The 26,042-nt window shown below is 71.9% G+C and carries 24 protein-coding genes and 2 pseudogenes; 11 read left to right on the forward strand and 15 right to left on the reverse strand.

Going from position 1 to position 26,042, the window contains the following annotated elements:
- Nucleotides 1-6: 6 nt before the first annotated feature.
- The 5 genes from BLW47_RS06560 to BLW47_RS06580 form a co-directional block, all read right to left on the reverse strand.
- Entirely contained in the window at nt 7-537 is a 531-nt protein-coding gene (locus tag BLW47_RS06560; RefSeq protein WP_091552905.1) for a GNAT family N-acetyltransferase, read from the reverse strand.
- Between the two features lie 176 nt (nt 538-713).
- Nucleotides 714-1,514 (reverse strand): endonuclease/exonuclease/phosphatase family protein, encoded by an 801-nt coding sequence (locus tag BLW47_RS06565; protein WP_091554555.1) that lies wholly within the window; start codon nt 1,512-1,514, stop codon nt 714-716.
- A gap of 25 nt (nt 1,515-1,539) precedes the next feature.
- The gene (locus tag BLW47_RS06570) at nt 1,540-3,051 is read right to left on the reverse strand and encodes a phosphatase PAP2 family protein (protein WP_245736471.1); all 1,512 of its coding nucleotides are present in this window, start codon (nt 3,049-3,051) and stop codon (nt 1,540-1,542) included.
- 52 nt (nt 3,052-3,103) lie between these two features.
- Nucleotides 3,104-4,123: a YihY/virulence factor BrkB family protein gene (locus BLW47_RS06575; RefSeq protein ID WP_091552907.1), complete on the reverse strand. Its 1,020-nt coding sequence runs from the start codon at nt 4,121-4,123 to the stop codon at nt 3,104-3,106.
- Complete coding sequence (locus tag BLW47_RS06580; RefSeq protein WP_245736473.1) at nt 4,120-5,121, reverse strand: diacylglycerol/lipid kinase family protein; 1,002 nt, start codon at nt 5,119-5,121, stop codon at nt 4,120-4,122. Before BLW47_RS06580 ends, BLW47_RS06575 begins: the two co-directional genes overlap by 4 nt.
- Nucleotides 5,122-5,401: 280 nt before the next feature.
- Here BLW47_RS06580 and BLW47_RS26000 point away from each other — a divergent pair, with 280 nt between their 5' ends.
- Complete coding sequence (locus BLW47_RS26000; protein WP_091552912.1) at nt 5,402-5,776, forward strand: helix-turn-helix domain-containing protein; 375 nt, start codon at nt 5,402-5,404, stop codon at nt 5,774-5,776.
- A gap of 124 nt (nt 5,777-5,900) precedes the next feature.
- Here BLW47_RS26000 and BLW47_RS06590 read toward each other — a convergent pair whose 3' ends face one another.
- The 4 genes from BLW47_RS06590 to BLW47_RS26010 form a co-directional block, all read right to left on the reverse strand.
- Nucleotides 5,901-11,990, reverse strand: coding sequence for a polymorphic toxin-type HINT domain-containing protein (locus BLW47_RS06590; protein WP_245736474.1), 6,090 nt, complete (start codon nt 11,988-11,990; stop codon nt 5,901-5,903).
- A 252-nt stretch (nt 11,991-12,242) separates the two neighbouring features.
- Nucleotides 12,243-12,461, reverse strand: coding sequence for a hypothetical protein (locus BLW47_RS06595; protein ID WP_091552916.1), 219 nt, complete (start codon nt 12,459-12,461; stop codon nt 12,243-12,245).
- Nucleotides 12,458-12,637 (reverse strand): hypothetical protein, encoded by a 180-nt coding sequence (locus tag BLW47_RS26005; RefSeq protein ID WP_245736476.1) that lies wholly within the window; start codon nt 12,635-12,637, stop codon nt 12,458-12,460. Before BLW47_RS26005 ends, BLW47_RS06595 begins: the two co-directional genes overlap by 4 nt.
- Before the next feature lie 2 nt (nt 12,638-12,639).
- Nucleotides 12,640-12,822, reverse strand: a complete 183-nt coding sequence (locus BLW47_RS26010; RefSeq protein WP_245736479.1) for a hypothetical protein — start codon at nt 12,820-12,822, stop codon at nt 12,640-12,642.
- 235 nt (nt 12,823-13,057) lie between these two features.
- Here BLW47_RS26010 and BLW47_RS06605 point away from each other — a divergent pair, with 235 nt between their 5' ends.
- The 3 genes from BLW47_RS06605 to BLW47_RS06615 all read left to right on the forward strand — a co-directional run bounded on the left by BLW47_RS06605 (nt 13,058) and on the right by BLW47_RS06615 (nt 14,860).
- A complete protein-coding gene (locus BLW47_RS06605; protein WP_175543525.1) occupies nt 13,058-13,273 on the forward strand; it encodes a winged helix-turn-helix domain-containing protein in 216 nt (71 codons plus the stop codon).
- Between the two features lie 168 nt (nt 13,274-13,441).
- Nucleotides 13,442-14,023 carry an HD domain-containing protein gene (locus tag BLW47_RS06610; protein WP_091552921.1) on the forward strand — a complete coding sequence of 194 codons (582 nt, stop codon included), beginning with the start codon at nt 13,442-13,444 and terminating at the stop codon, nt 14,021-14,023.
- Nucleotides 14,024-14,164: 141 nt separating this feature from the next.
- Nucleotides 14,165-14,860 carry an N-acyl homoserine lactonase family protein gene (locus BLW47_RS06615; protein WP_091554560.1) on the forward strand — a complete coding sequence of 232 codons (696 nt, stop codon included), beginning with the start codon at nt 14,165-14,167 and terminating at the stop codon, nt 14,858-14,860.
- Nucleotides 14,861-14,931: 71 nt separating this feature from the next.
- Here BLW47_RS06615 and BLW47_RS06620 read toward each other — a convergent pair whose 3' ends face one another.
- From BLW47_RS06620 to BLW47_RS06635, 5 genes and pseudogenes are all read right to left on the reverse strand, one after another.
- A complete protein-coding gene (locus tag BLW47_RS06620) occupies nt 14,932-16,053 on the reverse strand; it encodes a S1 family peptidase (RefSeq protein WP_091552923.1) in 1,122 nt (373 codons plus the stop codon).
- Between the two features lie 294 nt (nt 16,054-16,347).
- Nucleotides 16,348-16,530, reverse strand: a pseudogene (locus BLW47_RS25890) (Clp protease N-terminal domain-containing protein); the annotation flags it as partial.
- Between the two features lie 156 nt (nt 16,531-16,686).
- Nucleotides 16,687-16,902 (reverse strand): annotated as a pseudogene (locus BLW47_RS25895) (Clp protease N-terminal domain-containing protein); the annotation flags it as partial.
- Nucleotides 16,902-17,138, reverse strand: coding sequence for a helix-turn-helix domain-containing protein (locus BLW47_RS06630; protein ID WP_091552928.1), 237 nt, complete (start codon nt 17,136-17,138; stop codon nt 16,902-16,904). The pseudogene BLW47_RS25895 and the gene BLW47_RS06630, both read right to left, overlap by 1 nt.
- Before the next feature lie 110 nt (nt 17,139-17,248).
- A complete protein-coding gene (locus BLW47_RS06635) occupies nt 17,249-17,902 on the reverse strand; it encodes an HAD family hydrolase (RefSeq protein WP_091554562.1) in 654 nt (217 codons plus the stop codon).
- A 106-nt stretch (nt 17,903-18,008) separates the two neighbouring features.
- On the opposite strand from BLW47_RS06635, the gene BLW47_RS06640 reads away from it, so the two are divergent.
- The 4 genes from BLW47_RS06640 (at nt 18,009) to BLW47_RS06655 (ending at nt 21,745) form a co-directional block, all read left to right on the forward strand.
- On the forward strand, nt 18,009-18,848 hold the full coding sequence (locus tag BLW47_RS06640; protein ID WP_175543526.1) for a universal stress protein: 840 nt from the start codon (nt 18,009-18,011) through the stop codon (nt 18,846-18,848).
- A gap of 169 nt (nt 18,849-19,017) precedes the next feature.
- A complete protein-coding gene (locus BLW47_RS06645; RefSeq protein WP_175543527.1) occupies nt 19,018-19,827 on the forward strand; it encodes a universal stress protein in 810 nt (269 codons plus the stop codon).
- Between the two features lie 117 nt (nt 19,828-19,944).
- Entirely contained in the window at nt 19,945-20,829 is an 885-nt protein-coding gene (locus BLW47_RS06650; protein WP_091552937.1) for a universal stress protein, read from the forward strand.
- A 10-nt stretch (nt 20,830-20,839) separates the two neighbouring features.
- The gene (locus BLW47_RS06655) at nt 20,840-21,745 is read left to right on the forward strand and encodes a universal stress protein (protein ID WP_091552941.1); all 906 of its coding nucleotides are present in this window, start codon (nt 20,840-20,842) and stop codon (nt 21,743-21,745) included.
- Here the strand turns inward: BLW47_RS06655 and BLW47_RS06660 are convergent.
- On the reverse strand, nt 21,729-22,577 hold the full coding sequence (locus BLW47_RS06660; RefSeq protein ID WP_091552944.1) for a winged helix-turn-helix transcriptional regulator: 849 nt from the start codon (nt 22,575-22,577) through the stop codon (nt 21,729-21,731). The genes BLW47_RS06655 and BLW47_RS06660 overlap by 17 nt on opposite strands.
- A 47-nt stretch (nt 22,578-22,624) precedes the next feature.
- Here BLW47_RS06660 and BLW47_RS06665 point away from each other — a divergent pair, with 47 nt between their 5' ends.
- From BLW47_RS06665 to BLW47_RS06675, 3 genes are all read left to right on the forward strand, one after another.
- Nucleotides 22,625-23,833, forward strand: a complete 1,209-nt coding sequence (locus BLW47_RS06665) for an MFS transporter (RefSeq protein WP_175543528.1) — start codon at nt 22,625-22,627, stop codon at nt 23,831-23,833.
- Between the two features lie 69 nt (nt 23,834-23,902).
- Entirely contained in the window at nt 23,903-24,694 is a 792-nt protein-coding gene (locus BLW47_RS06670; RefSeq protein WP_217634797.1) for a rhomboid family intramembrane serine protease, read from the forward strand.
- A 207-nt stretch (nt 24,695-24,901) separates the two neighbouring features.
- On the forward strand, nt 24,902-25,930 hold the full coding sequence (locus BLW47_RS06675; RefSeq protein WP_091552952.1) for a mechanosensitive ion channel family protein: 1,029 nt from the start codon (nt 24,902-24,904) through the stop codon (nt 25,928-25,930).
- Nucleotides 25,931-26,042: the final 112 nt, after the last annotated feature.

The raw sequence follows: 26,042 nt of genomic DNA on the forward strand, positions 1-26,042 counted from the left end.
CTGCCGTCACCGCCACTCGCGCAGCACCGCCACGCCGGACTCCCCCGGCGCCTCGACACTGCGCGCGAAGCGGTCGACCTCGACGAAGCCGGCCTTGCCGGCGACCGCGGCGGAGCCGGCGTTGGCGGCGTCGTGGCGCAGCGCGACCCGGTCGACGCCGGGCAGGGAGCGCGCGAGGCTGGCCAGCGTGCGCGCGGCGGCGGTCGCGTAGCCCTGGCCGGTGTGCGCGCTGTGGATCCAGTAGCCGATCTCCAGCACGCCCGGCCCCATCCGGGTCATCAGGCTGGCGGCGCCGACGAGCTCGCCGATCGCGGTGAAGACCGCGTAGTTGAAGGCGGTTCCGCGCTCCCAGTCGCTCGCCGAGGTCGTCAGGAAGGCGTCCGCGTCCTCGACGCCGTACCCCTGGTGGGCCCACGGCATGAAGCGGTTGAGCTCGGGCAGGGACGCGCGGACGACCTCGACGAGCGCCGCTGCCCACGCCGGCTCCCAGCGCTTCAGCACCAGGCCACCGGCGTTGATCATCTCGGGTGGTTCCACGAGTCGATCCTCTCCCGGCCGCCCCGCCGGGACAAAACGGTTATCCCCGCGCGATCGTGTCGTGGGCCGGCGGGCGCGGGGACACGATCGAGTCCGGAGATATGCCGGAGAGTCATAAAAATGCCGCAGCGTCATATCGACCGGACCGAGGGTGTCGTCGTCGGGCCGCGGGGCGACTACCGCCGTCCGGGCCGGAACGAGAGGTCGAGTTCCGCCACAACCGGATAGTGGTCCGAGGCGCGTTCCGCCGCGCCGCCCTCGACGACCCGGCATGCCCGGGCCAGCTTCGCCACCGCCGGGGTGCCCAGGATGTAGTCCAGCCGCATTCCGGAGAACTCGTGACCGCCGCCCTCGGTGGTCGGCGCGGTGTGCTCCCTGCCGCCACCGGGCGCGTGCCGGAACAGATCGACGAGGCCGGCGCGCTCCAGCTCGGCCACCGCCCGGGTGTCCACCGTGTCGGTCGGGCCGGGGAGCATGTGCCGCGACCGGTACCGGGCGGAGAGCCGTTCGATCCGCTCCGCGTGGTCCGTCCACGGGTCCAGCGAGTTGAGGTCGCCCATCAGCAGCGCCATCCGGTCCCGCCGCAGCCGCGCGGCGATCCAGCGCGCCTCGCGCAGCCGACGGCGTCCGCGGAACGGGTCGAGGTGGGTGCCGACGACCACGAGCGGCCCGCGGTCGGTGTCGACGACGACCCGGGCCGCCGCGTGCAGGAACGGCCCGCGGATCGGGCCGGCCGACAGCGCCTCGCCGGGGGGCCGGAGCAGCACGGCGACGGATTGACCGACCCAGGAGCGGGCCAGGTACGGCGTCATCCCGAGCGCCCGCGCGAACCGGTCCAGCAGCCCGCGCCGGCCGAACCCGCGCAGCTCCTGCAGCGCGAGCACGTCGGGGCGCTGGTCGTCGATCACCGCGATGATCTCGTCCAGCCGGGAGCGGCCGTCGCCGTCCCGCCCGCCGGTCTTGATGTTGTAGGTCATCACCTTCACCGCGACCGCCTCCGCCTCACCGCCGCGCGGCGACGACCCGCTCGCGCTCGGCGCCGGCGGCAACCGGCTCCGCCGGCCGGTCGTCCCCGGCGGCCGGGGCGGGGAGTTCGTCGGGGGCGCGGTCGGCGTTGGGGCGGATCACCCACCAGAGCAGACCGATCAGCATGGCGGTGAGCAGCGCGGCGCCGGCGAAGTCGCTCGGGTGGTGCATGCCCCGGTACATCCGGGACAGCGCGACCCCGACCGGCATGACGACCGCCGCGGCGACGGTCAGCCACCGCCACCACCGGTTGGTGTGTCCCATCACCAGCACGGCGAGCGCCACGTAGAGGCACATGGTGGCGGCGATGTGGCCGGACGGGAACGCCGCGGTCGGCAGCTTGCCGTCGAGGTGCTCCACCGGCGGGCGCGGCCGGTCGACGGCCCGGGCGGTGGCCAGGAAGAGGCTCAGCTCGCCGAACATGGCCAGCACCAGGAACAGCACCGGCCGCCACCGCCGCCACAGCGCGAGCATCAGCGGACAGGCGACCAACGACACGAACAGGATCGCGTGCGTGTCGCCGGCCTTGCTCCAATACCAGCTGACCTCGTCGAGCGACGGGGTGCGCTGCTCGGCCAGCCAGCGCGGCACGACGGCGTCCAGCGTCGCCACGAAGGTCCCGTCGGCGTGGTAGCTGACCAGCATGCCGAAGCCGAAGAGCACGCCGAAGATCAGCACCCAGCCGGTGAGCAGCTCCGCGATGGCGGCCCGGGGGCGCTCCACGATGCCGTCCTCGTCCGGAGCCGGCACGAGATCCCGCGCCGCCTCCGGCTCCAGCCCCTCGGTGATCGGCGGCACCGGCCGGCCCACCTCCCGCCGCCACAGCCGGAAGGCGTACGCCGTGACGCCGAGCCAGGCGGCGCCGAGCAGCCAGCCGCCGAGCACGTCGGAGACGAAATGCACACCCAGCGCGATCCGGGTGACGCCGACCGCGACGACCACCGTGGCGGCGAGCGCGACGGCGGCCCGGCGCGACCACCCGCGCAGCAGCGGCAGGAAGACCAGGAGCAGCGCGCCGTACGTGACGATCGAGCCGAGCGCGTGTCCACTGGGGAAGCTGTTGCCGGGGGCGTGCGCGACCGGCACCTCCACCACCGGCCGCAACCGTCCGACCAGGAGCTTCAGCGACGGGTCGAGCAGCAGCGCGCCAACGCCGGTGACGATGAGGTAGACCGCGAGCCGCGGCTGCCGGCGGATGAACAGCCCGACCACGGCCGCCGCGACCAACCACAGCATGATCGGCCGCCCGCCGAGCCGGGTCACCGCCTCCAGCACCGTGACCAGGTCGCCGTGCGGGGAGACGAGCCGGTTGAGCCGGTCCGCGACGCCCTGGTCGATGGCGTACAGCGGCGTGAAGTGGAACCGCACCAGCATCAGCAGGGCGCCGAAGGCCGTCCCGGCCCCCGCCACGACCAGCAGACCGACGAGCGCGCGCTCGGTGAAGTGCGCCGCCGGTCGCCGCAGCACCCGTTCGTCCGTACCGACCACACCACACCTCCGCGTCCCGGTTGGCGTGGCCGATACCCCGAACGGGGGACGCCTACACGCCGCCGCTGGCCGCCGCGGCGCGCGCCGCCCCCGCCGGCGGCTCTTCGGGCTGTTGGTCCGCCGGCTCCCAACGGTCCGGCTGCGCCGGCTCCGGCACCCCCACCCGCAGCGCCTCCAGCTGGGCCGCGAACGCCAGCCCGAAGAAGAGCGCGATGCCGGTGAGGTTGGCCCAGAGCAGCAGCGCCATCAGCCCGGTCAGCGCCCCGTAGGTCTGCCCGAAGGCGTCGCTGAACCGCACGTACGCGGCGAGCCCGAGGCTGGCCAACCACCACAGCGCCAACGCGATGGCGGCCCCGAAGAGCAGCCAGGACAGCCCCGGTTGGCGGCGGCGCGGCGTGTGCCGGAAGATCACCGCCACCGCCAGCACGGTCAGGCCGAGGCTCAGGGGCCAGCGCAGCACGTTCCAGCCGGCCCCGGCGATCGATCCCCACGCGTACTGCCGCTGCACCGAGTCACCGAGCGCCCGCCCGGCGACCAGCGCGAGGAAGCCGGTCAGCGCCGGCACCCCGGCGACCAGCGCCAGGACCGTGGCGCGCAGGTACTTCCAGAGCGCGGGCCGGTCACGTTCCACGCCGTAGATGCGGTTGGCGCCGCGCTCGATCTGCGCCATCGCGGTGGTGAGCGCGACCAGCCCGGTGATCAGACCCAGGGCGAGCGCCACCTCGCTGACCCGTTCCGTGTGCTCGGAGTCGGTCAGCAGCTCGCGCACCATCTCGGCGCTCGAACCGGGAGTGATCGCCAGGACGGTGTCGGCGACGATCCGTCCGCCGCGTTCCGCGCCGAGCTTGCCGGTCAGCCCGGTCAACGCGATCAGGAACGGCACCACCGCGAGGCAGAGCTGCAGCGCCAGCGCGCGGGCGTGGCTGAAGCCGTCGCCGTAGCGGAACCGGACGAACGCGTCGCGCAGCAGGTGCCAGCCGCCGTGCCGGCGCAGCGTGTGCCAGGCATCGTCCGCGGAGAGCTCCTGGTCGGCCATCAGCCGCGTCTCCGGCACCATCCGGGTGCTGCTCACGACCGCTCCTCCCCCAGTTCGTCGACGCGTTCCCGGCCGCGCCGGCGCGCCGCCTCGGCGTCCACGCTCAGGTCGGGCGCCGCCTCGGGCTGCGGCACGCAGAGCCACAGCGCTTGCGGTCGCACGTCGACGCGGAGCGTCCGGCCGCGCCCGATCAGGTCGCCGTCGAGCTCGCACGGCTGCGGCCGCCGGCTGGTTATCTCCACATGCCGGCCACGGAACACCTCCATCCGCGGCACCCGGCGCCGGCGCAGCAGCACCGCCCAGCCGAGCGAGAACCAGTGCCGCAGGGTCCGCGGGGTGAGCACCGCGACGTCGAGGTAGCCGTCGTCGGGCTCGGCGTCGGGCAGCAGCCGCACCCCGCCCTGGAGCCGGCCGACGTTGGCGACCAGGACGGTGCGGGCCCGCCGGCGCACCGGTCGCCGGTCGTCGATCCGGATCGAGACCCGCATCGGCCGGTCGCGCAGGTGCCGCACCGCGCCGATCACGTACGCCGGCCAGCCGATCCGCGCCTTGGTCGCCTCGGACGTGGCGGCGAGCATCTGCGCGTCGAAGCCCATCCCCGCCATCACCGTGAAGTAGCGGTCCCCGACCACACCCACGTCGAGGCGCCGGCGCCCCTGCTCGACGGCGACCTCGACCGCCTCGACCGGGTCGGTGGAGAGGCCGAGGTTCGCGGCCAGCAGGTTGCCGGTCCCCTGCGGCAGCACGGCCAGCGCCACGTCGGTGCCGACCAGGGCGCTGACGCACGACATGACGGTGCCGTCGCCGCCGCAGACGAAGACGACCTCGACGCCCGCCTCGACGGCGCGTCGCGTCTGGCCGGCGCCCGGGTCGGCGACCGTCGTCTCGAACCACATCGGGGCCGGCCAGCCCGCGGCCGCGAGCGCCTTCTCCACCACCCGTCGCAGCCGGGAAACATCGGCGACCTTGGCCGGGTTGACCACGACGGCGGAACGCGCCGCCCGCGGGACCTCGGATCCGGAGGGGCTGTTCACGGCGGACAGTCTGCACCAGCCCACGCCCGGCGGCGACCCGACCGACGCCGATGTGACGCTGGGCGCGAACACGTTTGGCGGCGGGTTGTCCGGCTGCCGCCACCTCCTCAGCAAGGCCCTCGACCAGCAAAATCGACGATCTTGCATATGTCTGATCCGTTCACATCAGCCGTGACAGCAACCGACGCGCACCGCCAGGCCCGTCGGCGCACACCTTCGCGACACGACCGCACTCGAGGCTGGCGCGCGGATGGACGTCGAACCTGTATAGAATTCAATAATGAGCGCCGATTTCGCTAGGGTTCTTGATGGCCTTATGCAGAACCGTCGACTATCAGCAAGAGCCGTCAGCCGAGCTTCTGGTCGGGCCGAGTCGACTGTCAATCAACTACTTACGGGTAAGCTTCAGCCAACGCACGCTATCGTTCGGGATCTTGCGCCCGTACTGCAGTTAGACACAGCCGACCTATTTGTCATTGCGGGCCTTTCCGTAGATTCCGAAACGGTCGCGCGCGAGCCATACCCTGCGACCGCAGAGATAGGCCAACTCGTTGCTGCTGCCAGCTTCTTGACTCCCCCAGAGGTCAGGCTATTAGTCCAATCCGCCAAAGCTCTCAGAGACGAAACCCGAGAACATCGCGGCGGCACCTCTTAAGGTTTAGCAATCCGCCACCGTGGCGAGAAAACTGGCGCCATAGCCCGCGGGGCCGCTGACGCATCGACCTGGATGCATTTCAGCGGCCCCGCAGGCATCTAGCCCGGAACAATCATGCCAACAGCTAGCTGAATTCGAACGGATCCCATTGCGCATTCCGCAGGTCGAACCCATTCCGACCAAAGGCATCACGTATTATGCCTTCAGTGGAGGCGCCTGGCCGATAGTGCCCTGAGAAGTTGTCGAATCGATTGATCACTCCACCCGGGCCCACGTCGAACGTACCAGCGGCTAGTACACCCTTACCCCGCGAGAGGCTGGTGTGACCAGCGCCCGGCGCGATCTCCCAGAGACTTTCATGGAAAGTCCGAACTGACTTATCTGGCATGACCACGAAATGATGGTTTCCCTCCGCCAGATTCGCACCGTTCCTCGTCCATGAACTCATGGGAATCCAGTCCTGAGGACTATCATCCGCGCCATTTCGACCAGGATGCAGGAGACCGTCACGGCAGTTGTGTACGAGCACCGGCGTTGTGCCTGCGAGCACGTAGTACGTGTGGATGTCGTTGACCGAGAGGTTGTGGACGATGGCGTCGCGGGTGTGGCGCTCGATCCCGGCGACCGCGACCGCGTTGCCGTCACTGTCGCGCAGCTGATCGCCGACCTCGAGCTGGGTGGCCGGGACCCAGCCGCGCTCGGGTGAGTAGAACTTGTGCCCGTCGGTGGCGGTGACCTTCGCGGGCGGGCCGCCGCCTCCGGCGCCGGATCCGACCAGGGTCAGGTCGACGAGGTTCTTCTCGCCCGAACCCTCGACGGTCGCGGTGACCTGCTCGGGCTCGGTCACGCCGGTCTCGGCGTTGGTGGCCAGGACGCTGTCGCCGGCCCGCACCTGCTCGATCCGCTTGGTGCTGCCGTCACCCATCCGGACCTCGGTGCCGGGCAGGAACGAGTTGGTGAGCTCCCTGCCCTTCGCGATCCGACAGCTCTCGGCGCCCTCGTCGGCCTGCTTCTTCTGCTGCTGCTTGGCCCCTTCGGTCGCCTTCTTGGTGGTCTGTTTGGCCTCCGCGCCGGTCTTCTTCGCCCCGCCCGCCGAGGCCTCGACCGCCTTCTTGTACTTGGCGCTCTCCTCGGCCTCCTGCGCGGTCTTGCCGGCCTTCTTCACCCAGCGCGGGATGCTGCTCAGCGCGTTCCTGGCCGACTTCAGCTTGCTGTACGCCTCGATCAGCCGACGGCCCACGCCGATGGCCTTGATCATGACCTTGGCGGCCTTGAACAACTTGCCCCACGGCACCGCCTGCAGCGCGGTGGAGATGCAGGCGACAATGTCGCCCTCGGTGACGCACTTCTTGGCGTCGTTGAACCCGACCAGGTCGAGGATCAGGTTGATGATCTCGTCCGCGATCTGCTTGATGAACCCCTCGGCCTCGTCGACGAGCTTCTTCGCGCTGTCGTACTCGGGGTTCGACTCGCAGTCCGGCTGGCCGTCCGCGGTGCACTGCTCATTGCCGCCCGGACCGGTCGTCGCGGTCGGATCGGCCGGCGTCGAGGTCGGGGTGCTGTCGTAGTCCTCCGGGATCGGTCGCATCCCGGTCGGGTCGGTCAGTACGCCGGGGCGGTTGTTCGCGTAGGCGTACGACGAGATCGCCGGTTGCGCCGCGGGTGCCGCGGCCGGGTCCCGGGCGTCGAAGCGGCCGGTGTCGGGGTCGTAGTTTCGGGCCCGCAGCTGGTAGCGGTCGCCCTGGCTGGTGTCGTGGTAGCCGCCCGCGAACTGCATCGGGTTGGCCGGCGCGTCGTCGGTGAGCTTCTTCCCGCCGTCGGTCAGGCCCTCGCCGCGGGCCACCCCGAACGGGTCGTAGTCGTACGCCCACTCCCGCGTGCCGTTCGGCGCCACCACCGCGGAGACCCCGCCGAGCCAGTCATGCGTGTACGAGTGCGCGGTCTGGGCGTCGCCGCTCGGGGTGAGCAGCGCCAGCGGGGTGCCGGACGGGTCGTACAGGAACGACCGCTGCGTCGTCCCCGCCGCGCTGGACTGCGAGTCCACCGCCAGCATCGGCATCCCGGCGTTGACGTCCCAGCTCCAGGTCTGGCGGACCTCGTCGGCCCCGCCGCCGGAGACGGCGGCGATGCGGTTGCCGATCGCGTCGTAGGTGTACGTCGTCCTGCGGCCGTCGACGGTCGCCGACGTCATCGTGTGGTCGAGGGCGTAGGTGTACCGGTCGGTGCCGGCGCGGGTCTGGTTGCCCTCGAGGTCGTAGTCGAAGGTGCGCAGCGACGAGCGGGAGCCGACCGTCAGCTCGGTCTGGAGCTGGTCCGCCGCGTCGTACGTGTAGGTGGTGAGGGTGTTCTCCCCCGGCGCCTTCTTCCGCTGGGTCTTACGGTTGCCGACCAGGTCGTACGTGTAGTCGATCCGCTCCGCCGCCTCACCGTCACAGGTCTGCGCTCCGTAGCACGCCGAGGTGAGGCGGTTCGCCGCGTCGTAGTCGTACGCCGTGGTCTCGGTGATGGTCGGCTGGCCGGCCTCGCCGCGCCGGGAGGTGACCTTGGTGGGGTTGCCGACCGGGTCGAGGGTCAGATCGAAGGCGGACACCACCTGTTCGCCCTGGGTGGAGGCGACGCTGGTGAGCCGCCCGGCGCGGTCGTAGTCGCGGTTCTGCACCAGCCCGGTGGACTGCGGGTAGGTGATCTTCTTGAGGTTGTCCGCGACGTCGTAGTCGAAGCCGTACCGGGCGGAGCTGCCACCCTTGCTCGCGGTCAGCGCGGTGACGCGGTTGCCGTCGTCGTAGTCGGCGTTGATCCGGGTGCCGTCCGGGTAGGTACGGGCGGTGACCCGGTCGAGTTCGTCGTAGGTGTAGCCGAACTTCTCGTCGCCGCGCGTGACCTCGACCAGCCGGCCCGTCGCGTCGTAGGCGCGCTCCTGCGTCCCGGACGGGTCGGCGGCGGAGACGAGCCGGTTCTTGGCGTCGTAGCCGTACGTGTAGGTGACGCCACCCTGGCCGAGTTGCTTGCTGGTCAGCCGGCCGAGGTTGTCGTACCCGAAGGAGATCGTCCGCTTCGGGCGCGTCGGATCCGGCCACTCCGGGCCGATCCGCGCCGTGACCTGCTCCACCAGGTTCGAGTCGGCGTCGTAGACGAGCTCACGCCGCCGGCCGAGCGGGTCGGTGGAGACGACCAGGCGACGGGCCCGGTCGTACTCCATGCTCGTGGTGTGCTGCAGCGGGTCGGTGACCTTGATGGGCTGCCCGTTGGCGTTGTAGTCGTACCGCGTCGCCTGCAGGACGTTGCTCGCGTCCGGCCCGAGCACCGCCTGCAGCCGGTCGGCCGCGTCGTAGGTGTACCGGGTGCTCTTGTTGTTCGCGTCGGTCTGCGACGTCACCCGGTTGATCGCGTCGTAGCTGGTCCGGGTGACATTGCCGAGCGCGTCGGTCACCGACTCCAGGTTTCCGGCCGGGTCGTACGCGTAGCGGGTGGTGTAGTCGGCGGGGTTGGCGCCGGAGACGTTGCCGCGCGGCTCGGTGATGGCGACGGGGCGGCCGTCGTCGTCGTACTGCCACGTGATCACGCCACCGGTCGGGGTGGTCTGCCTGGTCGGGTTGCCGGCATCGTCGTACTCGATCTTCGCCGGCACTCCCGCGCCGCCGGATCCGGTGCGCCGGTTGGCCTCGTCGAACGAGTGGGTGAGCTTCTCCCCGTTCTCGTTCGTCATCCCGACGACGTTGCCGTTGTTGTCGTACCCGACCCGGGTCGGCACGTTGAACTGGTCGCGCTGCTCGGTCGGCCGGTCCAGCGCGTCGAAACCGGTGTCGATCTGCACCCGCTGCCCGTTGGTCCCGTACGGGCGGTCGGCGCGGATCATGTTGCCGTTGTGGTCGTAGTAGAAGACCGTCGTGTATCTGCCCTTGTTCGCCGGGTCCGCGTTGCCGCGCGGCGACGTCTCGGTCTTGGAGCGGCCCTGCTCGTCGTAGGTCCAGCTGACGGTGTTGCCCTCGCCGTCGGTGACCGACGCGTTGCGGCCACCCGGGGTGTAGGTCTGCCGCGTGACGTTGCCGACCGGGTCCTTGACCTCTATCACCCGGCTGTTCTTGTCGTACGTGGCCCGCGACGAGTTGGACAGCGGGTCGGTGATGACCACCGGGTTGCCCAGCTCGTCGTAGGTGGTGCGCGACGGGGTGAGCTTGCCCGGCTGCCACACCTGGGTGATCCGGTTCTGCTGGTCGTAGCCGAAGCGGGTGCGGTAGGCGTCGCGGTTGCCGTTCGGGATCGTGCCGCGGGGGTCCACCACCGAGGTCATCCGACCCGTCAGGTCGTACGTCATCTCGGTACGCCGCCCGGTCGGCGAGATCTCCGCCGTGCGGTTGCCGTGCTGGTCGTACTCGTAGCGGGTTACCTTGTCCCGCGGGTCGGTGCGGGTGACGACGCGGCCCTTGTCGTCGTAGCTGTAGCGGTAGCCCTTGTTCTGCGGCTGCTTCGGGTTCCGCTGCGCGACCATCTCGTTGTACTCGTTGAACTCGTACACCCAGGTGTTGCCGCGGCCGTCCTGGTACGCCGTCAGGTTGTTGCGCTCGTCGAAGCTGCTCGCCGTCGTGAACGCGAACGGTTCCGGCGCGCGCCGCTGCACCGGGTTGCCGGCGTCGTCGTGCCGGGTCTCCTCCTGGTTGCCCTTCGGGTCGACGACGAGGTTGCGCCGCAGCCCCTTGTCGTAGCGGTGGTTGACCACGTCCTGGTTGGCGTTGCGCGAGTAGAGCAGCACGTTGTCGCGGTAGCCGTCGACCACGGCCACGTTGTCCGGGTCGGTGGTGGTCGCCTCCTGCTTGCCGGCGTCCCACGTGAACTTCGTGACGCCGCCCTCGGGGTCGGTCTGCGCGGTCACCCGGCCGTCCGCGCCGTAGGTGTTGCGGATCGCGAAGTTGCCGCGCGCGTCGATGACCCTGGTCATCCGGCCGGAGGTGTCGTACTGGTATGCCGTGACGAAGCCACGCGGGTCCTGCGTCTTCGCCAGCCGGCCGCCCGAGTAGTCGAACTGCACCCACCGGCGGTCCGGCAACGAGATCTTGTAGATCAGCCGGAGGTCGCGGCGCCACTCGATCTTCGCCACCCGCCCCGAGGCGTCGGTGACGGTCTCCAGCAGCCCGTCGCCGCCGTACGCCAGCGTCACGCCGTGCCCGCGGGCGTTCTTGATGCTCGTCAGCCGCCCCTGGGCGTCGAAGCGCAGCGTCCGCTGATCCGGGGTCACCAGCTGCCAGCCGCCGTCCACGGCGGACAGCTTCGACCGGATGCCGACCGGCGCCCGGTACGAGCCGTCGCCGTTGCGGGTGAAGACCGCCTCCGAGGCGTCCTCGGCGCGCACCCGCACCGCGCCGTCGTCGCCGGCCACCACCCGCGCGTCGTACGTCCAGGTCCAGCCCGGCCCGAACATCCCGGCCGTCGGGTTGCCCGAGGAGTAGTAGCGGGAGGCGTTGAACGGGATGCCGTACGAGGCCATCACGAAGTCGCGCTCGGTGCGCGAGTACGTCCCGGTGCCGGTGTTGACGCCGGCACCACGCATCGCCTGCCCGGACAGCGTCTGACCCAGCACGGTCGGGCAGCCGCAGCCGATCGCCTGACCGGTCGGCAGCGCCGGCGGGGTGTCCGTGACGCGGGGCCCCGCCGGGTTCGACGGCGTTGAGACCACCTCGGAGCCGTCCGGCTGCACCACGGTCACCGTCACCGTGTACTGCCGCGCCGGGTCCAGCGCCCAGCCCTCGGCCGCACCGAAGCTGCGGCACAGCCGCCGGTCCTGCTGGAAGCACTCCGTCACGTCGCCGTGGCCGAGATCGACCGAGCGCTGCTCGGTCTTCGCCTCCACGTCGGTGACCGTGGCGTACCAGCGGGCCCACGACTGCGGGTCGTTCCGGTCGAAGTCCCCGTCAAAGTAGGCGACCAGCGACGTGTCGCCCAACATGAACCCGGAGCGCAGCACCGGGTCCGAGGCGGCGTTCGGGGTGTCGTCGGTGCTCACCGTCGTGCGCGCGGAGCGCCTGGCGACGGCCTGCGGTTTACCCGCCGCCTTCACCGACGGCGGCACCGCGGGCGCGGTCACCCCCGGTGGCAGCCCGTGGCGGGGCTTCGCCGAGTCCGGCAGCGGCCGCTCCACCGGGCCGCGGCCCGGCTGTGCGACCGGCGGCGCCGCGTGGGCCGCGCGCGGCAGCACCACCAGCACCATCGATACGGCCATGAGCAGGGCAAGGGCATGGCAGGACAGCCGGAAACCCGGTAAGGCACGCACGATTTTCCCCCGTGTCGTGAGGTGACTTACGGTCGTAGGCCACACTCCTCGCATCGACAACGGTCACGCAATGAGTAATCGGCGACCGGCCGCACGCGGGCATCCCGGATCATGTTTGACCAGCGCGCAATCGACCGAACGGCCACGGAAAGTGAGACTTACGTACGTCGATGGCCGCGCTGGACGCGCGCCTTCGATCGCTCACCGAACCCAACCGACGAAGCGTTGGTGGAGCCGCCCGGCCGGGAGCCAGACCAGGTCTTCGGCGGCCCAGACGAGGTAGGCGCCCATGTAGAGCGCGAGCGAGACCGGGGCACCGTCGAACTCCGCGCGCAGCTCGCGCTTCCGCGTCGGACAGGGCCACGGTGCGTCGCAGCCGCCGCAGCGCCAGAGCGGCGCGACCGGGCCGTGGGTGGTCACCGCGCGCCGCCGAGGAATCGTGCCGTCGTGGTCCGCGCGTGCCGGCTGATCGCCCACTCCACCTGCCAGCACGGGTACGGCGTCAGCCGCGCCCACCAGGCGCGGCAGCCCGTGCACATGTCGTCCACGCCTCGGACGTGTCCCGCCAGGATCACCGCCTCCGGATGCTCGCTCACCGCTACTCCCCTGCCTTCGGCCAGTGGCCCCGGTTGATCGGGATGCGATGCCGCGCACGGCACGGCAGCTCGTTCCCGCAGCGGCAGACCCGCCGCCACTTCCGCCACGACCACACCGGCCGATGGCGACGCGCCAGCGTCAGCGCCACCGCGACCAGGTACTCCTCGTACGAGACGTGCCTCATCAGGACTTCGCCCGATCCGGCGGCCGGTCCGACGCGAGCATTGGCAGCCCCTATCGCCGCAGCTGATCGACGTGGATGCCCGAACGCGACCGGCCCGGACACCCACGCCGATGAGGACTCACCCGCCAGCGCCAACCGAGGGGATCGACCTCCTTCTCAACGTCCCATAGGTAGCGTTGGGTAGTCAAGGGATGAGGAAGGTGGTCTACTCGGATTGCCAACCGAGGAGAGCACCGTGCCGCCGCGTTACCGCTACGAACAGATCGCCGACGACCTCGCCGAACGCATCGCGTCAGGCGAGTTCGCGCCCGGCGCCAAGCTACCCAGCCGACGAGAACTCATCGAGCAGTACGGCGTCACCGAGCCGGTGATTGATCGCGCCATGCAGGTGCTGCGGATCAAAGGAATGACGGAGACCCTGCCGGGCGTGGGCGTGTTCGTCGCCGAGTAACAGTAGATCCGAATTTTGCGCTGCCGCTGACAACGTAGCCCGCCGCTCGCGCACCCGGTTGAGCCGGCGAAGCCGCCAATCGCGACCTATCCGAGCAGTCACGGCGGGAACGACGTCTATCGTTTACCGCCTGCGTAGCCACGGGCTCACCGGCACAGGGACGGGTAGATGAGCGACGACCAGGACGCCGTAGGCGCGATGAGCTTCATCTTCGAAGCTGGCGTGCTGAAACGAGCAGCACGCACGGGCTGGTGGTTCGCCGGCATCAAGAACCCGGAATCAATCGCAGAGCACTCGTTCCGGACTGCGCTCATCGGCATGATGCTCGCGGCAATGGAAGGCGCGGACCCAGGACGCGTGGCGATGATGTGCGTCCTGCACGACACCCAGGAAACCCGGATCACCGATATTCCCCACATCGCAAAGCGCTACCTCACCGCCGCACCGAACACGGCCATCACCGCCGACCAGGTCGCCGACTGCCCGCCGGTCGTCGCCGAAACAATCGCCAGCGCCGTCGCCGAGTACGAAGCGGGTGAAACCCTTGAAGCCGTGGTGGCCCGCGACGCCGACAAGCTGGAGTGCCTTGTGCAGGCGGTGGAGTACCGCCACCAGGGCATCGACGGCACCCAACGCTGGGTCGACAGCTCACGCGCATCGCTGAGAACCGCGTCAGCGCACCGCCTCGCCGACGCCGCCCTGACGGGACAACCGCTCGCCTGGCTGAGCCCACCCAGGCCGCCGGGGTAGGAGCACGCCGGGTATCGGCGGCGAGCCGCACAGGTCGGGCCGGGTACCGGATCGCGGGCCGGAAGGTGCGGGACCGCGACACCGCACCCGGGCGCCGTCCGTGGGATGGTCGCGTGGTCCCTCCGGCGCTACGGTGCGGAGATGCGTACGCAGGACATCCATCGCGTCTTGCTCGGAACGTTCGTGCGGCCCGCGCAAGAAACCGGGACGGGGCATCCGCGAGTCGAAGCGGTGTACGGGTACCTCATCCGACACGAGGCGGGCCTCGTCCTTCTCGACACCGGAGTTGGCGTCGGGGACAGCGAGACAGAGGACCGGTACCGACCACGCCGCATCGCGCTTCCCGAGGCGCTCGGCGGCGTCGGCGTCACATTGGACGAAGTCGACGTCGTGGTGAACTGCCATTTGCACTTCGATCACTGCGGTGGCAACCCGATGCTGCCGGGTAGGCCCGTGATGTGTCAGCGCCAGGAACTTGAGGATGCCCGCAGGGGTAACTACACGATGGACCACCTCATCGACTACCGCGGCAGTAGGTATGACCTGTTGGACGGCGAGGCGGAGATCCGGCCAGGCGTGCATGTGATCCCCACTCCGGGGCACGTCGACGGGCACCAGTCACTGGTGGTGAAGTGCGAGGACGGCACGGTTGTGCTGGCCGGGCAGTCGCACGACACCGCCTCTGGGTGGAGTGCTGATGCACTCGCTGCCTCGGCCAAAGCTCTGGGTCACAGCCAACCCTTACCGTTGGCCCCAGCGTGGATGGAACGGCTGTTGGCCTTCGATCCCAAGCGGGTTGTCTTCGCTCACGACGCCGCGATATGGGAGCCAGCCTGACAGATTCCTCATCTACAACACGGACGATGGGGCCGGCGTTGCCGCCGGCCCCATCGCTTACCGGGGGGATGTCAGGAGGTCGTGAGGCGCAGGCCGTACGCCCCGAGGATCTCGTTGACCGGCTGGAAGTAGGTGGTGCCGCCGGAGGAGCAGTTGCCCGAGCCGCCGGAGGTGACGCCCTGGGCCTGGTTGCCCGAGATCCACGAGCCGCCCGAGTCGCCCGGCTCGGCGCAGGCGTTGGTCCGGGTCAGACCGCTGACCGTGCCCTGGGAGTACGAGACGGACTGGTTCTTGGACTGGATGGAGCCGCAGCGCCAGCCGGTGGTGGAGCCGGAGCGGCAGACCGACGCGCCGACGGCGGCCTCCGAGGAGCCCTTCACCGCGACGGCGTAGCCGTTGTACTGGTTGACCGAGCCCTGACCGACCCAGCTGGAGTTGGTGCGGACCCAGGCGTAGTCGTTGCCCGGGAAGGACGAGCCGGCGAAGCTGCCCATCGCGACCCGGTTGCTGCCGCTGACCGCCTGGCCGGTGCTGCCGCAGTGGCCGGCGGTGACGAAGCCACCGCTGACGGCGAAGCCGACCGAGCAGCGCCCGCTGCCGATGTAGTAGGCGTCGCCACCGTAGAAGTTGTAGTAGGTCTGCGGGGTGTCGTTGACGACGGCGACCCGGACGGCGTCGCCGGTGCCCGCCGCGAACGTCTTGGCCGCGGCCTCGCCGCCCTTGACGGCCTCGACGACGACGGTGTTGGTGGCGACGTCGACGTACCAGCCGGTCACCGACTTCGGCGCGGTCCGCGCGTCCAGGGTGTCCTTGATGGCGTTGAGCGCGGCCTCGCTGCGGCTCACGACGGTGGGGGTCGCGCCGGCGGCGCGGACCTTGGCGGCGGAGGCCGCGTCGGTCACCGCGACGGCGAGGGTGCCGTCGGGGCGGATCCACGCGCCGCCGAAGCGGCTGCCGAGGCTGCCGCGCATGGTCTGCTCGGTCTTGGCGGCGGCGAAGTCGCTGCGGAGCCGGGCCTTGGCCTGGTCGGCGGTGAGGCCGAGGTCGCGCTGCATGGCCGAGAGCACCTCGGCCGAGACGCCGGCGGCCGGGTCGGTGGTCGGGGCGGCCGTGGCCGGCTGGTGGAACGCGGCCACGATGCCCGCGGCGAACAGCGTGGCTGCCGCGGCGGATGCGATCTTGCGGGGGCGCATTGACGGTCCCTTCGGTGGGGGGTAAGGAACACTCTGCGCGCATTGGCCCGGGTATCGGGCTTCTGCGCCGTCAGGCCCGTAACGCTAACCACCCTCAATTCCCAGCAGTACATCACTTTCTCGTCATATTGCGACGTATGCCGCCGTTGACCAGCGCCGATGGGCCGCGCGTCCCGGCCGGTCGATCACCCGTGCGGGTGCGAGAACTCTACGATCATCGATCGGCGCCCGCATCGTCGGTACGATGCGGGCGCCGAGTCGCCTCGATGCTCAGGCGGCGGCGCGCACCGCGGCCTCCACCCGCCGGCGCAGGTCGTCGAGGTCGAGTCCGGCCTCCGTGAGTACGAGCGCCGCCAGCCCCTCCCCCTCGCGCACCAGCCCGAGCAGGATGTGCTCGGTGCCGATGTGCCGGTGCTTCAGCCGCAGCGCCTCGCGCAGCGACAACTCCAACACCTTCTTCGCCCGCGACGAGAACGGCCAGCCGCGCCGCCGACCCCGCCGCAGTCCCCACTTGGGACGGTCCTCGGGCGGCTCCAACGCGCCCGGGCCGAACGCGGCCTCGATCTTCGCCCGTACCGCGTCGAGGTCGATGCCGATCTCGCGGAGCGCGGCGGCGTCCGCCTCGCCGAGCACCCGCGGTCCCCGCCCCACGTGCCGCAGGATCCGCGCGCGCAGGTCGTCGGCGTCCGCGCCCGCCTCGCGCAGCACCATCGCCGCGAGACCCGCGTCGTCGGCGAGCAGCGCGAGCAGGATGTGCTCCGTACCGATCTTGTCGTGTTCGAGGCGCCGCGCCTCGGCCTGCGAGCGCGTGACGACCTCGCGGGCGCGGTCGGTGAACCGTTCGAACATCACGCCTCCCGTGCGGTCTCCGCCGGCGCCCGGCCGGCGTGCTTTTTGTGGACTCCCTGCCTGCTGACCTCGAGCGCGTCGGCGATCTCCTGCCAGGACCAGCCCTGCCGCCGGGCGTTGTCGACCTGGACCCGCTCCAGGCCCTCCAACAGGCGGCGCAGGGCGAGCACCGCACGCAGGCCGACCCGGGGGTCGGTGCTGGCGGCCGCCGCGGCGAGTTCCGTTGCCTGACTCATGCTGTCAACCTAGGTTGACAACGCCACGTGTGTCAACCCAAGTTGACACACCGCGTACGCCGACCCGTCGATGGAAAGAGGGCGCCCGCCGACGGCCGGGCCGCCGGTGGCTAGCGGAGCCGGGCAACGGCCTCCGTCGTGAGCTCCTCGGGGGTCGCGATGACCAGGTCGGCGAGGGCGAGCGCGTCGGGCGCCGGCGGGTACGCCGCGTGCGGCATGGCGATCACCGCCATGCCGGCCGCGGCGGCCGCGCGCAGCCCGTTGGAGGAGTCCTCGACCGCCGCGCACTCCGACGGCGGCACCCCCAGCCGCTCCGCCGCCGCCAGGTAGACGTCCGGCGACGGCTTGCCCGCCGCCACCTGCTCGGTCGAGAGCGTCACGGTGAAGGCGTCGGCGAGTCCGGCGACCACCAGCACGCGGTCGATCAACCGGCGCGGCGACGAGCTGGCCAGGCCGAGCGGGAACCGCGCCGCGAGCCGGCGTACCGCGTCGACCGCACCGGGAACCAGCGGCAGCCGCTGCTCGTAGCGACCCGCCATCCGCTCGATCACCTCGGTCGCCACCCGCTCCGGGTCGCGCCCGACGCCCAGGTCGGCGCCGAGGTAACGGGACCACTCAGCCGTACTCATCCCCATCAGCCGTCGCTGTGCCTCCGGCAGCCACGTCCCACCCGTCTCGGCGACGTACGCCCGCCGCACCTCCTCCCATACCGGCTCGGTGTCGATGAGCACGCCGTCCAGGTCGAAGACAACCGCAGTGATCATGGGTTCATCCTGCCCTGCGACCCCGTTTCGCGCCGCCGCGCCCGCCCCGGCCGATACCCTCCACCTGGCGGCACCCCCCACAGCGGTGACACGGCAGGGGGCAGGAATGCCAGCTCAGGGTCCACAGGTCACGCGGGACCGGATCGCCGTCGGGGTGGACGGTTCGGAGTCGAGTCTCCGCGCGGTCCGGCTGGCCGCCCACGAGGCGGCGCTGCAGCGGCGTCCGCTGCGGATCGTGCACGCGCTCAACTGGATCCCCGACCAGTCCGCGCCCAGTGACGGCGAGCCGCGCCCGGCGGCCGAGGCGCTCGTCAATCGCGCCGCCGCGCTGGCCGAGCAGGTCGCGCCGGGGTTGGAGACCGAGGTCGCGATCGGCGAGGGGACGCTGACCGGGACGCTGCTGCGCGAGTCGAACCTCGCCGGCCTCATCGTGCTGGGCGACGGCGGTCTCGACCGCCACACCTGCCTGCCGCTGGACGCCCCGGCGGTGCAGCTCGCCTCCCGTTCCAAGTGCAGCGTCATGCTGGCCCGCGGCGAGCAGACCGGCGACGAGGGTCCGGTGCTGGTCGGGGTGGACCGGTCGGCCGGCGGCGAGCGGGCGCTGGAGTTCGCCTTCGAGGCGGCCGCGAACCGCCGCGCCGAACTGGTCGTCGTCCGGGCGCTCGATTCCGACGCCCCCGAGGACGCGGACGTGACCGCGGCGCAGTTGGCCGAGGCGGTCGGGCCGTGGCAGGAGAAGTACTCCGGGGTCACCACGCGGCGGCACGTGCTCGCCGGCGAGCCGCCGCAGGTGATGGTGGCGCAGTCGAAGTCGGCGGCGTTGGTGGTGGTGGGCGCGCGGGGCGAGCACCCGGTGCGCACCCCGCTCGGCTCGGTGACCCAGGCCGTCCTGCATCACGCCCCCTGCACGACCGTCGTGGTCCGCGCCATCCCGCCCACCGCCTGAGTCCATCCGTACGGCCATCCAATGTGGACGCGTGAACTGGTTGACGTGCTACGTTCGCAAATTCGTCTCACATCGGTGCGCCTCAACCGTGGTCCGGGGCCGCCGCTGACAGGGATGATTGAGGGGGCAGGCAGATCTCGGCACGGGAGCGCACCCGGAGGTGGTCGTGGTGGACAGCGGAGACAGAAATCCCATCGTGGTCGGTGTCAAAACCGCGGCCCCGGAGTCCCCGGCCGTCCGGCTGGCCGGGGCCGAGGCGCTGCTGCGGGGGCGTCCGCTGCACATCGTGCACGCCTTCGTCTGGCCGCCGTTCACGTCCCCGGACGGCGATGGCGCCGGTTACGGTTCGCCGCGGCAGGACGCGGAGAGGATCGTGGCCGACGCGATCGCCGAGGCGCGGGCCGACCGGCCGGGCCTGACGGTCTCGGGTGAGGTGGTCGACGGCGCCGCCCTGGAGACGCTGGTCAACCTGTCCGCGCGGGCCGCGCTGCTGGTGCTCGGCAACAACACGCTCCGTCGCTCGGTGACCCTGCCGGTCGAGTCGCTGGCGGTGCAGGCGTCGGCGCGCGCCGGCTGCCCGGTGATCATCGCGGACGGTTCCGAGCGGCCGGACGCCCCGGTGGTCGTCGGGGTCGATGGGTCGCCGTGGATGGCCCCGGCGCTGGATCTGGCCTTCGAGGAGGCGGAGCTGCGCGACGTGCCGCTGATCGTGGTGCAGGCCGGCGGGAACGAGCGGGCGGCGGCCGGCGTACACCATCCGCTGCTGCACACCACGCTGTCGCCCTGGCTCGCCCGCCACCCGCGGGTGCAGGTGGAGCAGCGGGTCGTCGCCGAGCCCCCCACGGAGGCGCTCGGCGACCTGTCGCACAAGGCCCAGCTGCTGGTGGTGGGCGCCCGCGGCTGGCAGGCCCGGCTGCTCGGCTCGGTCACCCAGGCGATGCTGCTGCACGCGGACTGCCCGGTGGCCGTCGGCCGCTGACGTCGGCAGCGCCGCCGTACCCGCAAGCCACCGCAACCCGGCGATCCGGGCGAACCACCTCAGTTTCGCGGCTATGGTGAGACGGTGACCGACGCGGTCGGCGGCGGAGGTGCATCGATGCGTACGGACACCTCGGCGCCCGTCGTCGTCGGCGTCGACGGATCGCCGGCCGCGCTCGCGGCCGTCCGGTTGGCCGCGCGCGAGGCCGCGCTGCGCAAGTGCCCGCTGCGGTTGGTGCACGCGTTCATCTGGCCGCAGCTGAAGGCGCCGCGCGCCCATCTGCCCGCCGGCCCACCCGAGGGCGGCCTGCGCCAGCAGGCCGAGCGGACCGTCGCGGACGCGGTGGCGGAGGCGACCCGGGCCGCGCCGGACCGCGTCGTGATCGACGAGATCGTCGACGGCTCCCCCGCGCCGGTGCTGCTGCGCGAGTCGCGCCGCGCCGGGCTGCTCGTGCTCGGCTATCACGGGCTCGGCGCGGTCACGGGCGCGCTGATCGGGTCGGTCGCCACCCAGGTCGCCGGGCACGCGGCCTGCCCGGTGATGGTGGCGCGCGGCGAGAACCATGCCGACGGCCCGGTGATGGTCGGCGTCGACGGGTCGCCGTGGTCGGAGCGCGCCGTCGCATTCGCCGCCGAGGAGGCCGCGCTGCGCGCGGCACGCCTGGTCGTGCTGCACGCGCGCAACGGCCCGCTGCCGGTCGCCACCGGCGACCCGGAGGCCACCGCGTCCGATGTGGACGCTTCCGACGCCGACGAGGAGGTCGCGCTCACCGCGACCGTGGCGGCGCTCCGGGCACGCCACCCGCAGGTGCCGATGACGCACCGGCTCGTCCAGGGCCGGGCGACGCGGGTGTTCGTCGCCGAGTCGGCCGGCGCGCAACTGATGGTCGTCGGCGCGCGGGGCCGCGGCGGCTTTCCCGGGCTACGGCTGGGTGGGGTCAGCCAGGCGGTCCTGCACCACGGCAGCTGCCCGCTCACGATCGTCCAGGAGCCGCAGCCATGACCGTACGCCCGTGACGGCCGCCGCGGCGCGACCGGTCGTCGCCGGGGTGGACGGCTCCCCCGGCAGCCTGACCGCCGCCCGGCACGCCGCGTACGCCGCCGCCACCCGGTCACTGCCGCTGCGGCTGGTGCACGGCTTCCTGCCGGCGCTGGACCACGGCCTGCCGGAGAACCCGTACGACGGCGATCCGCCCGCGCCGGGCCAGCCGGAGCGGCGGATGCTCACCGACACGGCCGAGCGGCTGCGCCGGGAGTGGCCGGAGCTGACGGTCTCGACGCGGCAGGCGCCCGACGGCGGGGCGGCGACGCTGATCGAGGAGTCGCGCCGCGCCGACCTGGTGGTCGTGGGCGACCGCGACCGGGAGCGCCTGGGCGAGCTGCTGCTCGGCTCGGTCGCCTCGCAGGTCACCGGACATGCGCACTGTCCCGTGCTGGTCGTACGCCCGCCCGACCGGCCCGTCGACCACCCGGGGCCGGTCATCGCCGGCATCGACGGGTCGCCGGCCGGCGACGCGGCGCTGATAGCCGCGGCGCACGAGTCGGTACGCCGGTCCCGGCTGCTGGTGGTCGCGCACGTGTGGTGGGCGGCGGCGGTGCGGGAGACGCGCGAGACGTACGCCGGGATCGAGGCGACCGCGATGGCCGACGCCGCCGAGCTGGTCGTCGCCGCGGTGGCGAACGTCCAGGCACGGTTTCCGGGGATCATCGCGGAGGAGAAGCTGATGCGCGGCCCGGATCCGGCGCGCACCCTGGTGGAGGCCAGCCGGGAGGCGGGGCTGCTGGTGGTGGGGGCGCGCGGGCACGGCGGCCTCGCCGAGCTGCTGCTCGGGTCGGTGAGCCAGCGGCTCGTGCAGTACGCCCGGTGCCCGGTGCTGGTCGCGCGCGCCCAGTCGGCGCCGCTCAGCCCGCCCGGCTGAGTGCCCAGTCGATGGCGTCGGCGATGTCGAGCACCGGGTAACGCACCGCCCGGATCCGCCGATCGGCGTCGATCACGAACAGCGACCGGCGCAGCCGTACGGTGTCGGCGACCCGGACGGTGGGCAGCCGCAGCGCGGCGGCGAGCTCCAGCGCGCTGTCGGAGAGCAGCGGGAACGGGATGGCCTCGGCCTCAGCGAAGGCGCGCTGCTCCTCGGGGCGCTGCGTGCTCACCCCGTGCACCGCCACCTTGGCGGCCCGGAACTCCCCGTAGCGGTCCCGGAAGAGGCGGTTCTCCAGGGTGCAGCCGGCGGCGCCGGGCACGTCGGACCAGCCGTCCGGCAGCGGCGAGGGCGTCCCGGTCGCCGGGTACGCGAACAGCACGGTGGGACCATCGACGACGGCGCCGTCGCCCGCGGTCGCGGGCAGCCGCAGCGCCGGCACCACCGTGCCGACCAGCGCGTGCACCCGTTCGTGGTCGGCGTGCGTGGAGGTGGCCGTCACCTCGCCGTCGCCGAGCACCCACCGGTCGCCCCAGTCCTGTAGCCCGACCAGGACCGGCAGCAACGCCCGGCCGCGCGCGGTGAGCAGGTAGTCGTGCCGGGGCGGGGCGCTGGTGTAGGCGACCCGCTCCAGCACGCCCGCGTCAACCAGGTGGCGCAGCCGGTCGGCGAGCACCTTGCGGGAGATGCCCAGCTCCGCGACGAGGTCGTCGAAGCGGCGGTGGCCGCGGGCGACGTCGCGGACCACGAGCCAGCACCAGCGGTCGGCGAGCACCGCCGCAGCGGCGCTGACCGCGCACGCCGGGTCGGGAGAACTGGGTTGCCGCGGCATGATCCCAGCATAGTAAGTTCCCATTGGGAACTTACTGGGGAGGACACGTGCTGCGGACCGCGCCCACCTGGCTCAAGGCCCTGCTGATCGGGCAGGCCGTCAACGCGGCGGGCGCGCTCGCCTGGATCTACCTGACGCTCTACCTGGTCGACGAACGCGGCCTGCCCGCCGGCACGGCCGCCCTGATCACCGCGACGTACGGCGTCGGCCTGATCGCCGGCAACCTCGGCGCCGGCTCGCTCGGCGACCGGCTCGGGCTGCGGCCGGTCCTGGTCGCGTCGCTGGCCACCTGGGCGGCCGCCTGCGTCGCCGTCCCGCTCACCCCCACCCCGCTGCTGGCCCCGGTCGCGCTGCTCGCCGGGGCGTCCGGCGGCGCCGGACGGCCGCTGATGAGCGCGCTGGTCGCCACGGCCATGCCCACCGAACGGCGGCGCGAGGCGATCGCGCTGTCCCGGGTGGCGAACAACCTCGGCACGGTGGTCGGCCCGCCGCTCGGCGGCCTGCTCGCCACCACCAACTTCGACCTGATCTTCGTCATCGACGCGGTGAGCAGCGTGCTGCTGATCGCCGCCGTCGTCCGCTGGTGCCCGTCCCCGCGTCCCGTGCGGCACCCGGACGGCCCGCGCACCGTTCTGCACGCCCTGCGCGCCGACCGCGCCATGGTCACGCTCCTGGTCACCGTGTTGGCCGTCGACACCGCGTACCGGCTGGTCTACACCGTGCTGCCGCTGTTCCTGCGCGACCGGGGCGCGCCGCCGCTGGCGTACGGCGTCCTGGTGTCGCTCAACTGCGTGGTGATCGTGCTGTTCGAGGCCCGGCTCGCCCGCCGGCTCGCCGACCGCTCCGCGGCAGTCGTGATCGGCGCGGGCTACGCCCTCGTCGGGCTCGGCTGGTTGGTGCTCGGCGCGGCCCCCACCGTCGTCATCGCGTTCGTCGCGGTCCTCGTGGTGACCGCTGGCGAGATGCTCTACAAGCCGACCGCCACGGCGCGCGCCGCAGACCTGGCCCCGTCCGGCATGGACGGGCGTTACCAGAGCCTGTACGCCGGCGCATCGATCACCGGCGCGTTCCTGTCGCCGCTGCTCGGCACCACGCTCTACGGCGCGCGGCCCTGGCTGGTCTGGCCGCTCGCCGGCGCGGTCGCCCTGCTCGCGGCGACCGCGCTGGTCCGGTCCGCCCGCGGGCGGGAGAAAGATCCGCGTGATCAGGCGGTTCCGCTCACGGCACGCCGACAACACGCGGGACGTACTCCCTGATCACGCGGATCAGGCGAGGGGGTCGCGGGGCGGCGGGTTAGGGGGGAGAGTGGCGGTGTGGTGGTGCCGGTGCACGACATCAATCCGGTGCGGCGTACGCCGTGGGTGACGTGGGCGCTGATCGCGGTGAACGTGCTCGCGTTTCTGCTCACGCCGACCGTGGCCAGCACGGGCGTGACCCGCGACAGCCTCAGTCAACTGTGCCGGCAGGAGGCGTTCTACGAGCGGTACGGGGCGATCCCGCGGGAGTTGGTCGACAACCGGCCGCTGCCGGCGGCCACCACCGGCGACGTCGGGGTCGGGCCGAACGGGCCGGGATGCGTCGTCGAGCGGCGGTGGTACGAGAAGATCCCGGTGCTGTCGGTGCTCTCCTCGATGTTCCTGCACGGCGGCTGGCTGCACCTGCTCGGCAACATGCTCTATCTCTGGGTCTTCGGCAACAACGTCGAGGACCGCTTCGGGCGGCTGCGCTTCCTGCTGTTCTACCTGTTCTGCGGCTACGCCGCGGCGTACGGCTTCGCGCTGGTCAACGCCGCGGCGACCCAGCCGCTGGTCGGCGCCTCCGGCGCGGTCTCCGGGGTGCTCGGCGCCTACCTCGTCCTCTTCCCGCGGGCCCGGGTCTGGAGCCTCGTTCCGGTCCTGCTGTTCATCCCGCTCCGGCTGCCCGCCTGGCTCGTGCTCGGCCTGTGGTTCGTGCTGCAGTGGCTCTACTCCTCCGGCTACGCCGTCTCCAACGCCGGCTCCGTCGCCTACTTCGCGCACGTGGTCGGCTTCGTCGTCGGCATGATCGTCGCGCTGCCGCTGGCCGGCCGGCGCCCGCCGCCCGAACCCCGCCGCTGGGGCGGTCCGGTCCCGACGTAGCCACCACCTCGCCCCGTGTCGCGCGCGGCGCGCGGGCAGCGGCGTAGCCGCCACCCACCACCGTCGTTGACCCGCCGGGAGGCAATGGCGGCAACACTGCGACGGGGGCAGGGCAGTGACGGGGAATGGACGGCTGCCGGTGGAGCAGCGATGGCGACCGACGGCAGCGAACGTGGGGGCTCGGCGCGGTGACGACGGGGACCGCCCGTGCTGACCGGCTGGTTCGTCGTCGTCGGGGTCGGGTGCGTCGCAGGTTTCGTCGCCTGGCTGATCGGCGTGGCGATGCTGCGTGCGCTGAGGGCGGCGCGCAAGAAAGAGGCGGACGTCGCGGAACGGCGGGTGCACATCCAGCGCTCGTTCTCGGCGCTGTTCGTGATCGCCTCGATGTACTACACCCTGCCGTTCACCGGGTTGCCCAAGGCCCATTTGAAGCCGGTTCGGCACGTGCTGCTGATCCTGCTGATCCTCACTCTCGGGTGGTTCCTGCTCAAGGTGGGGCGGGCGATCGAGGATGCGCTGGTCGAGCGCTATCCGGTCAGCCGGCTCCCGGACGACCCGCGCGCCCGGCGGGCCCGCACGCAGATCGCGGTCCTGCGCCGGGTCTTCGCGACGCTCGTCGTCCTGGTCGCCATCGGCGCCGCGCTGACCACCATCGAGCCGATCCGGGTGCTCGGCACGTCGGTGCTCGCCTCCGCCGGCGTCGCCAGCGTCGTGCTCGGCATCGCCGCCCAGGGCACGCTCTCGCACGTGCTGGCCGGCCTGCAGCTCGCCTTCACCGACGCCCTGCGCATCGACGACGTGGTGGTGCTGGAGGGCGAGTGGGGGCACATCGAAAACGTGCAGCTCACCTACGTGGTCGTACGGAGCTGGGACGAACGCCGGATCATCCTGCCGACCACGTACTTCACCACCAAGCCGTACCAGAACTGGACCAAGTACGAGTCGCGGGTGCTCGGCACGATCGACGTCCAGCTCGACTACACCGCGGACATCGACGTGCTGCGCGCCGAGACCCAACGCCTGCTCGACAGCAGCGAGCATTGGGACCACCAGTACTGGGTGCTGGAGATGACCGAGATGACGTCGTCGACGGTCACCATTCGGATCGCCGCGTCGGCGCCGAACGGCGCGAAGGTCTGGTGGCTGCGGGTGCAGCTCCGCGAGGGGCTCGTCAAGTACCTGCGGGACAACCACCCGCAGTGGCTGCCCCGCGGCCGCGGCGCCTACCAGCCCTGACGCCGCTCGCGCCCCGCGGCGAAGCGGATCGACGTCTGCTCCAGGGACGACCGTCGGGCCAGCGCCGTGGCACGCGCCATGCCCTGTCGGACGCGCCGTCGACGCGGTAGAC

Origin of the sequence: Micromonospora pattaloongensis (assembly GCF_900107255.1) — a bacterium.
In the GTDB taxonomy this organism is placed as follows: Bacteria; Actinomycetota; Actinomycetes; order Mycobacteriales; family Micromonosporaceae; genus Micromonospora_I; species Micromonospora_I pattaloongensis.

Bases quoted from the DNA above. Each gene is read 5' to 3' on its own strand.
- BLW47_RS06660 (WP_091552944.1), bottom strand. From the start codon at position 22,577: ATGCCGCGGCAACCCAGTTCTCCCGACCCGGCGTGCGCGGTCAGCGCC.
- BLW47_RS26000 (WP_091552912.1), top strand. From the start codon at position 5,402: ATGAGCGCCGATTTCGCTAGGGTTCTTGATGGCCTTATGCAGAACCGT.
- BLW47_RS06640 (WP_175543526.1), top strand. From the start codon at position 18,009: ATGCCAGCTCAGGGTCCACAGGTCACGCGGGACCGGATCGCCGTCGGG.
- BLW47_RS06615 (WP_091554560.1), top strand. From the start codon at position 14,165: ATGCGTACGCAGGACATCCATCGCGTCTTGCTCGGAACGTTCGTGCGG.
- BLW47_RS06650 (WP_091552937.1), top strand. From the start codon at position 19,945: ATGCGTACGGACACCTCGGCGCCCGTCGTCGTCGGCGTCGACGGATCG.
- BLW47_RS06620 (WP_091552923.1), bottom strand. From the start codon at position 16,053: ATGCGCCCCCGCAAGATCGCATCCGCCGCGGCAGCCACGCTGTTCGCC.
- BLW47_RS06635 (WP_091554562.1), bottom strand. From the start codon at position 17,902: ATGATCACTGCGGTTGTCTTCGACCTGGACGGCGTGCTCATCGACACC.
- BLW47_RS26010 (WP_245736479.1), bottom strand. From the start codon at position 12,822: ATGAGGCACGTCTCGTACGAGGAGTACCTGGTCGCGGTGGCGCTGACG.
- BLW47_RS06565 (WP_091554555.1), bottom strand. From the start codon at position 1,514: ATGACCTACAACATCAAGACCGGCGGGCGGGACGGCGACGGCCGCTCC.
- BLW47_RS06590 (WP_245736474.1), bottom strand. From the start codon at position 11,990: ATGGCCGTATCGATGGTGCTGGTGGTGCTGCCGCGCGCGGCCCACGCG.
- BLW47_RS06630 (WP_091552928.1), bottom strand. From the start codon at position 17,138: ATGAGTCAGGCAACGGAACTCGCCGCGGCGGCCGCCAGCACCGACCCC.
- BLW47_RS06610 (WP_091552921.1), top strand. From the start codon at position 13,442: ATGAGCGACGACCAGGACGCCGTAGGCGCGATGAGCTTCATCTTCGAA.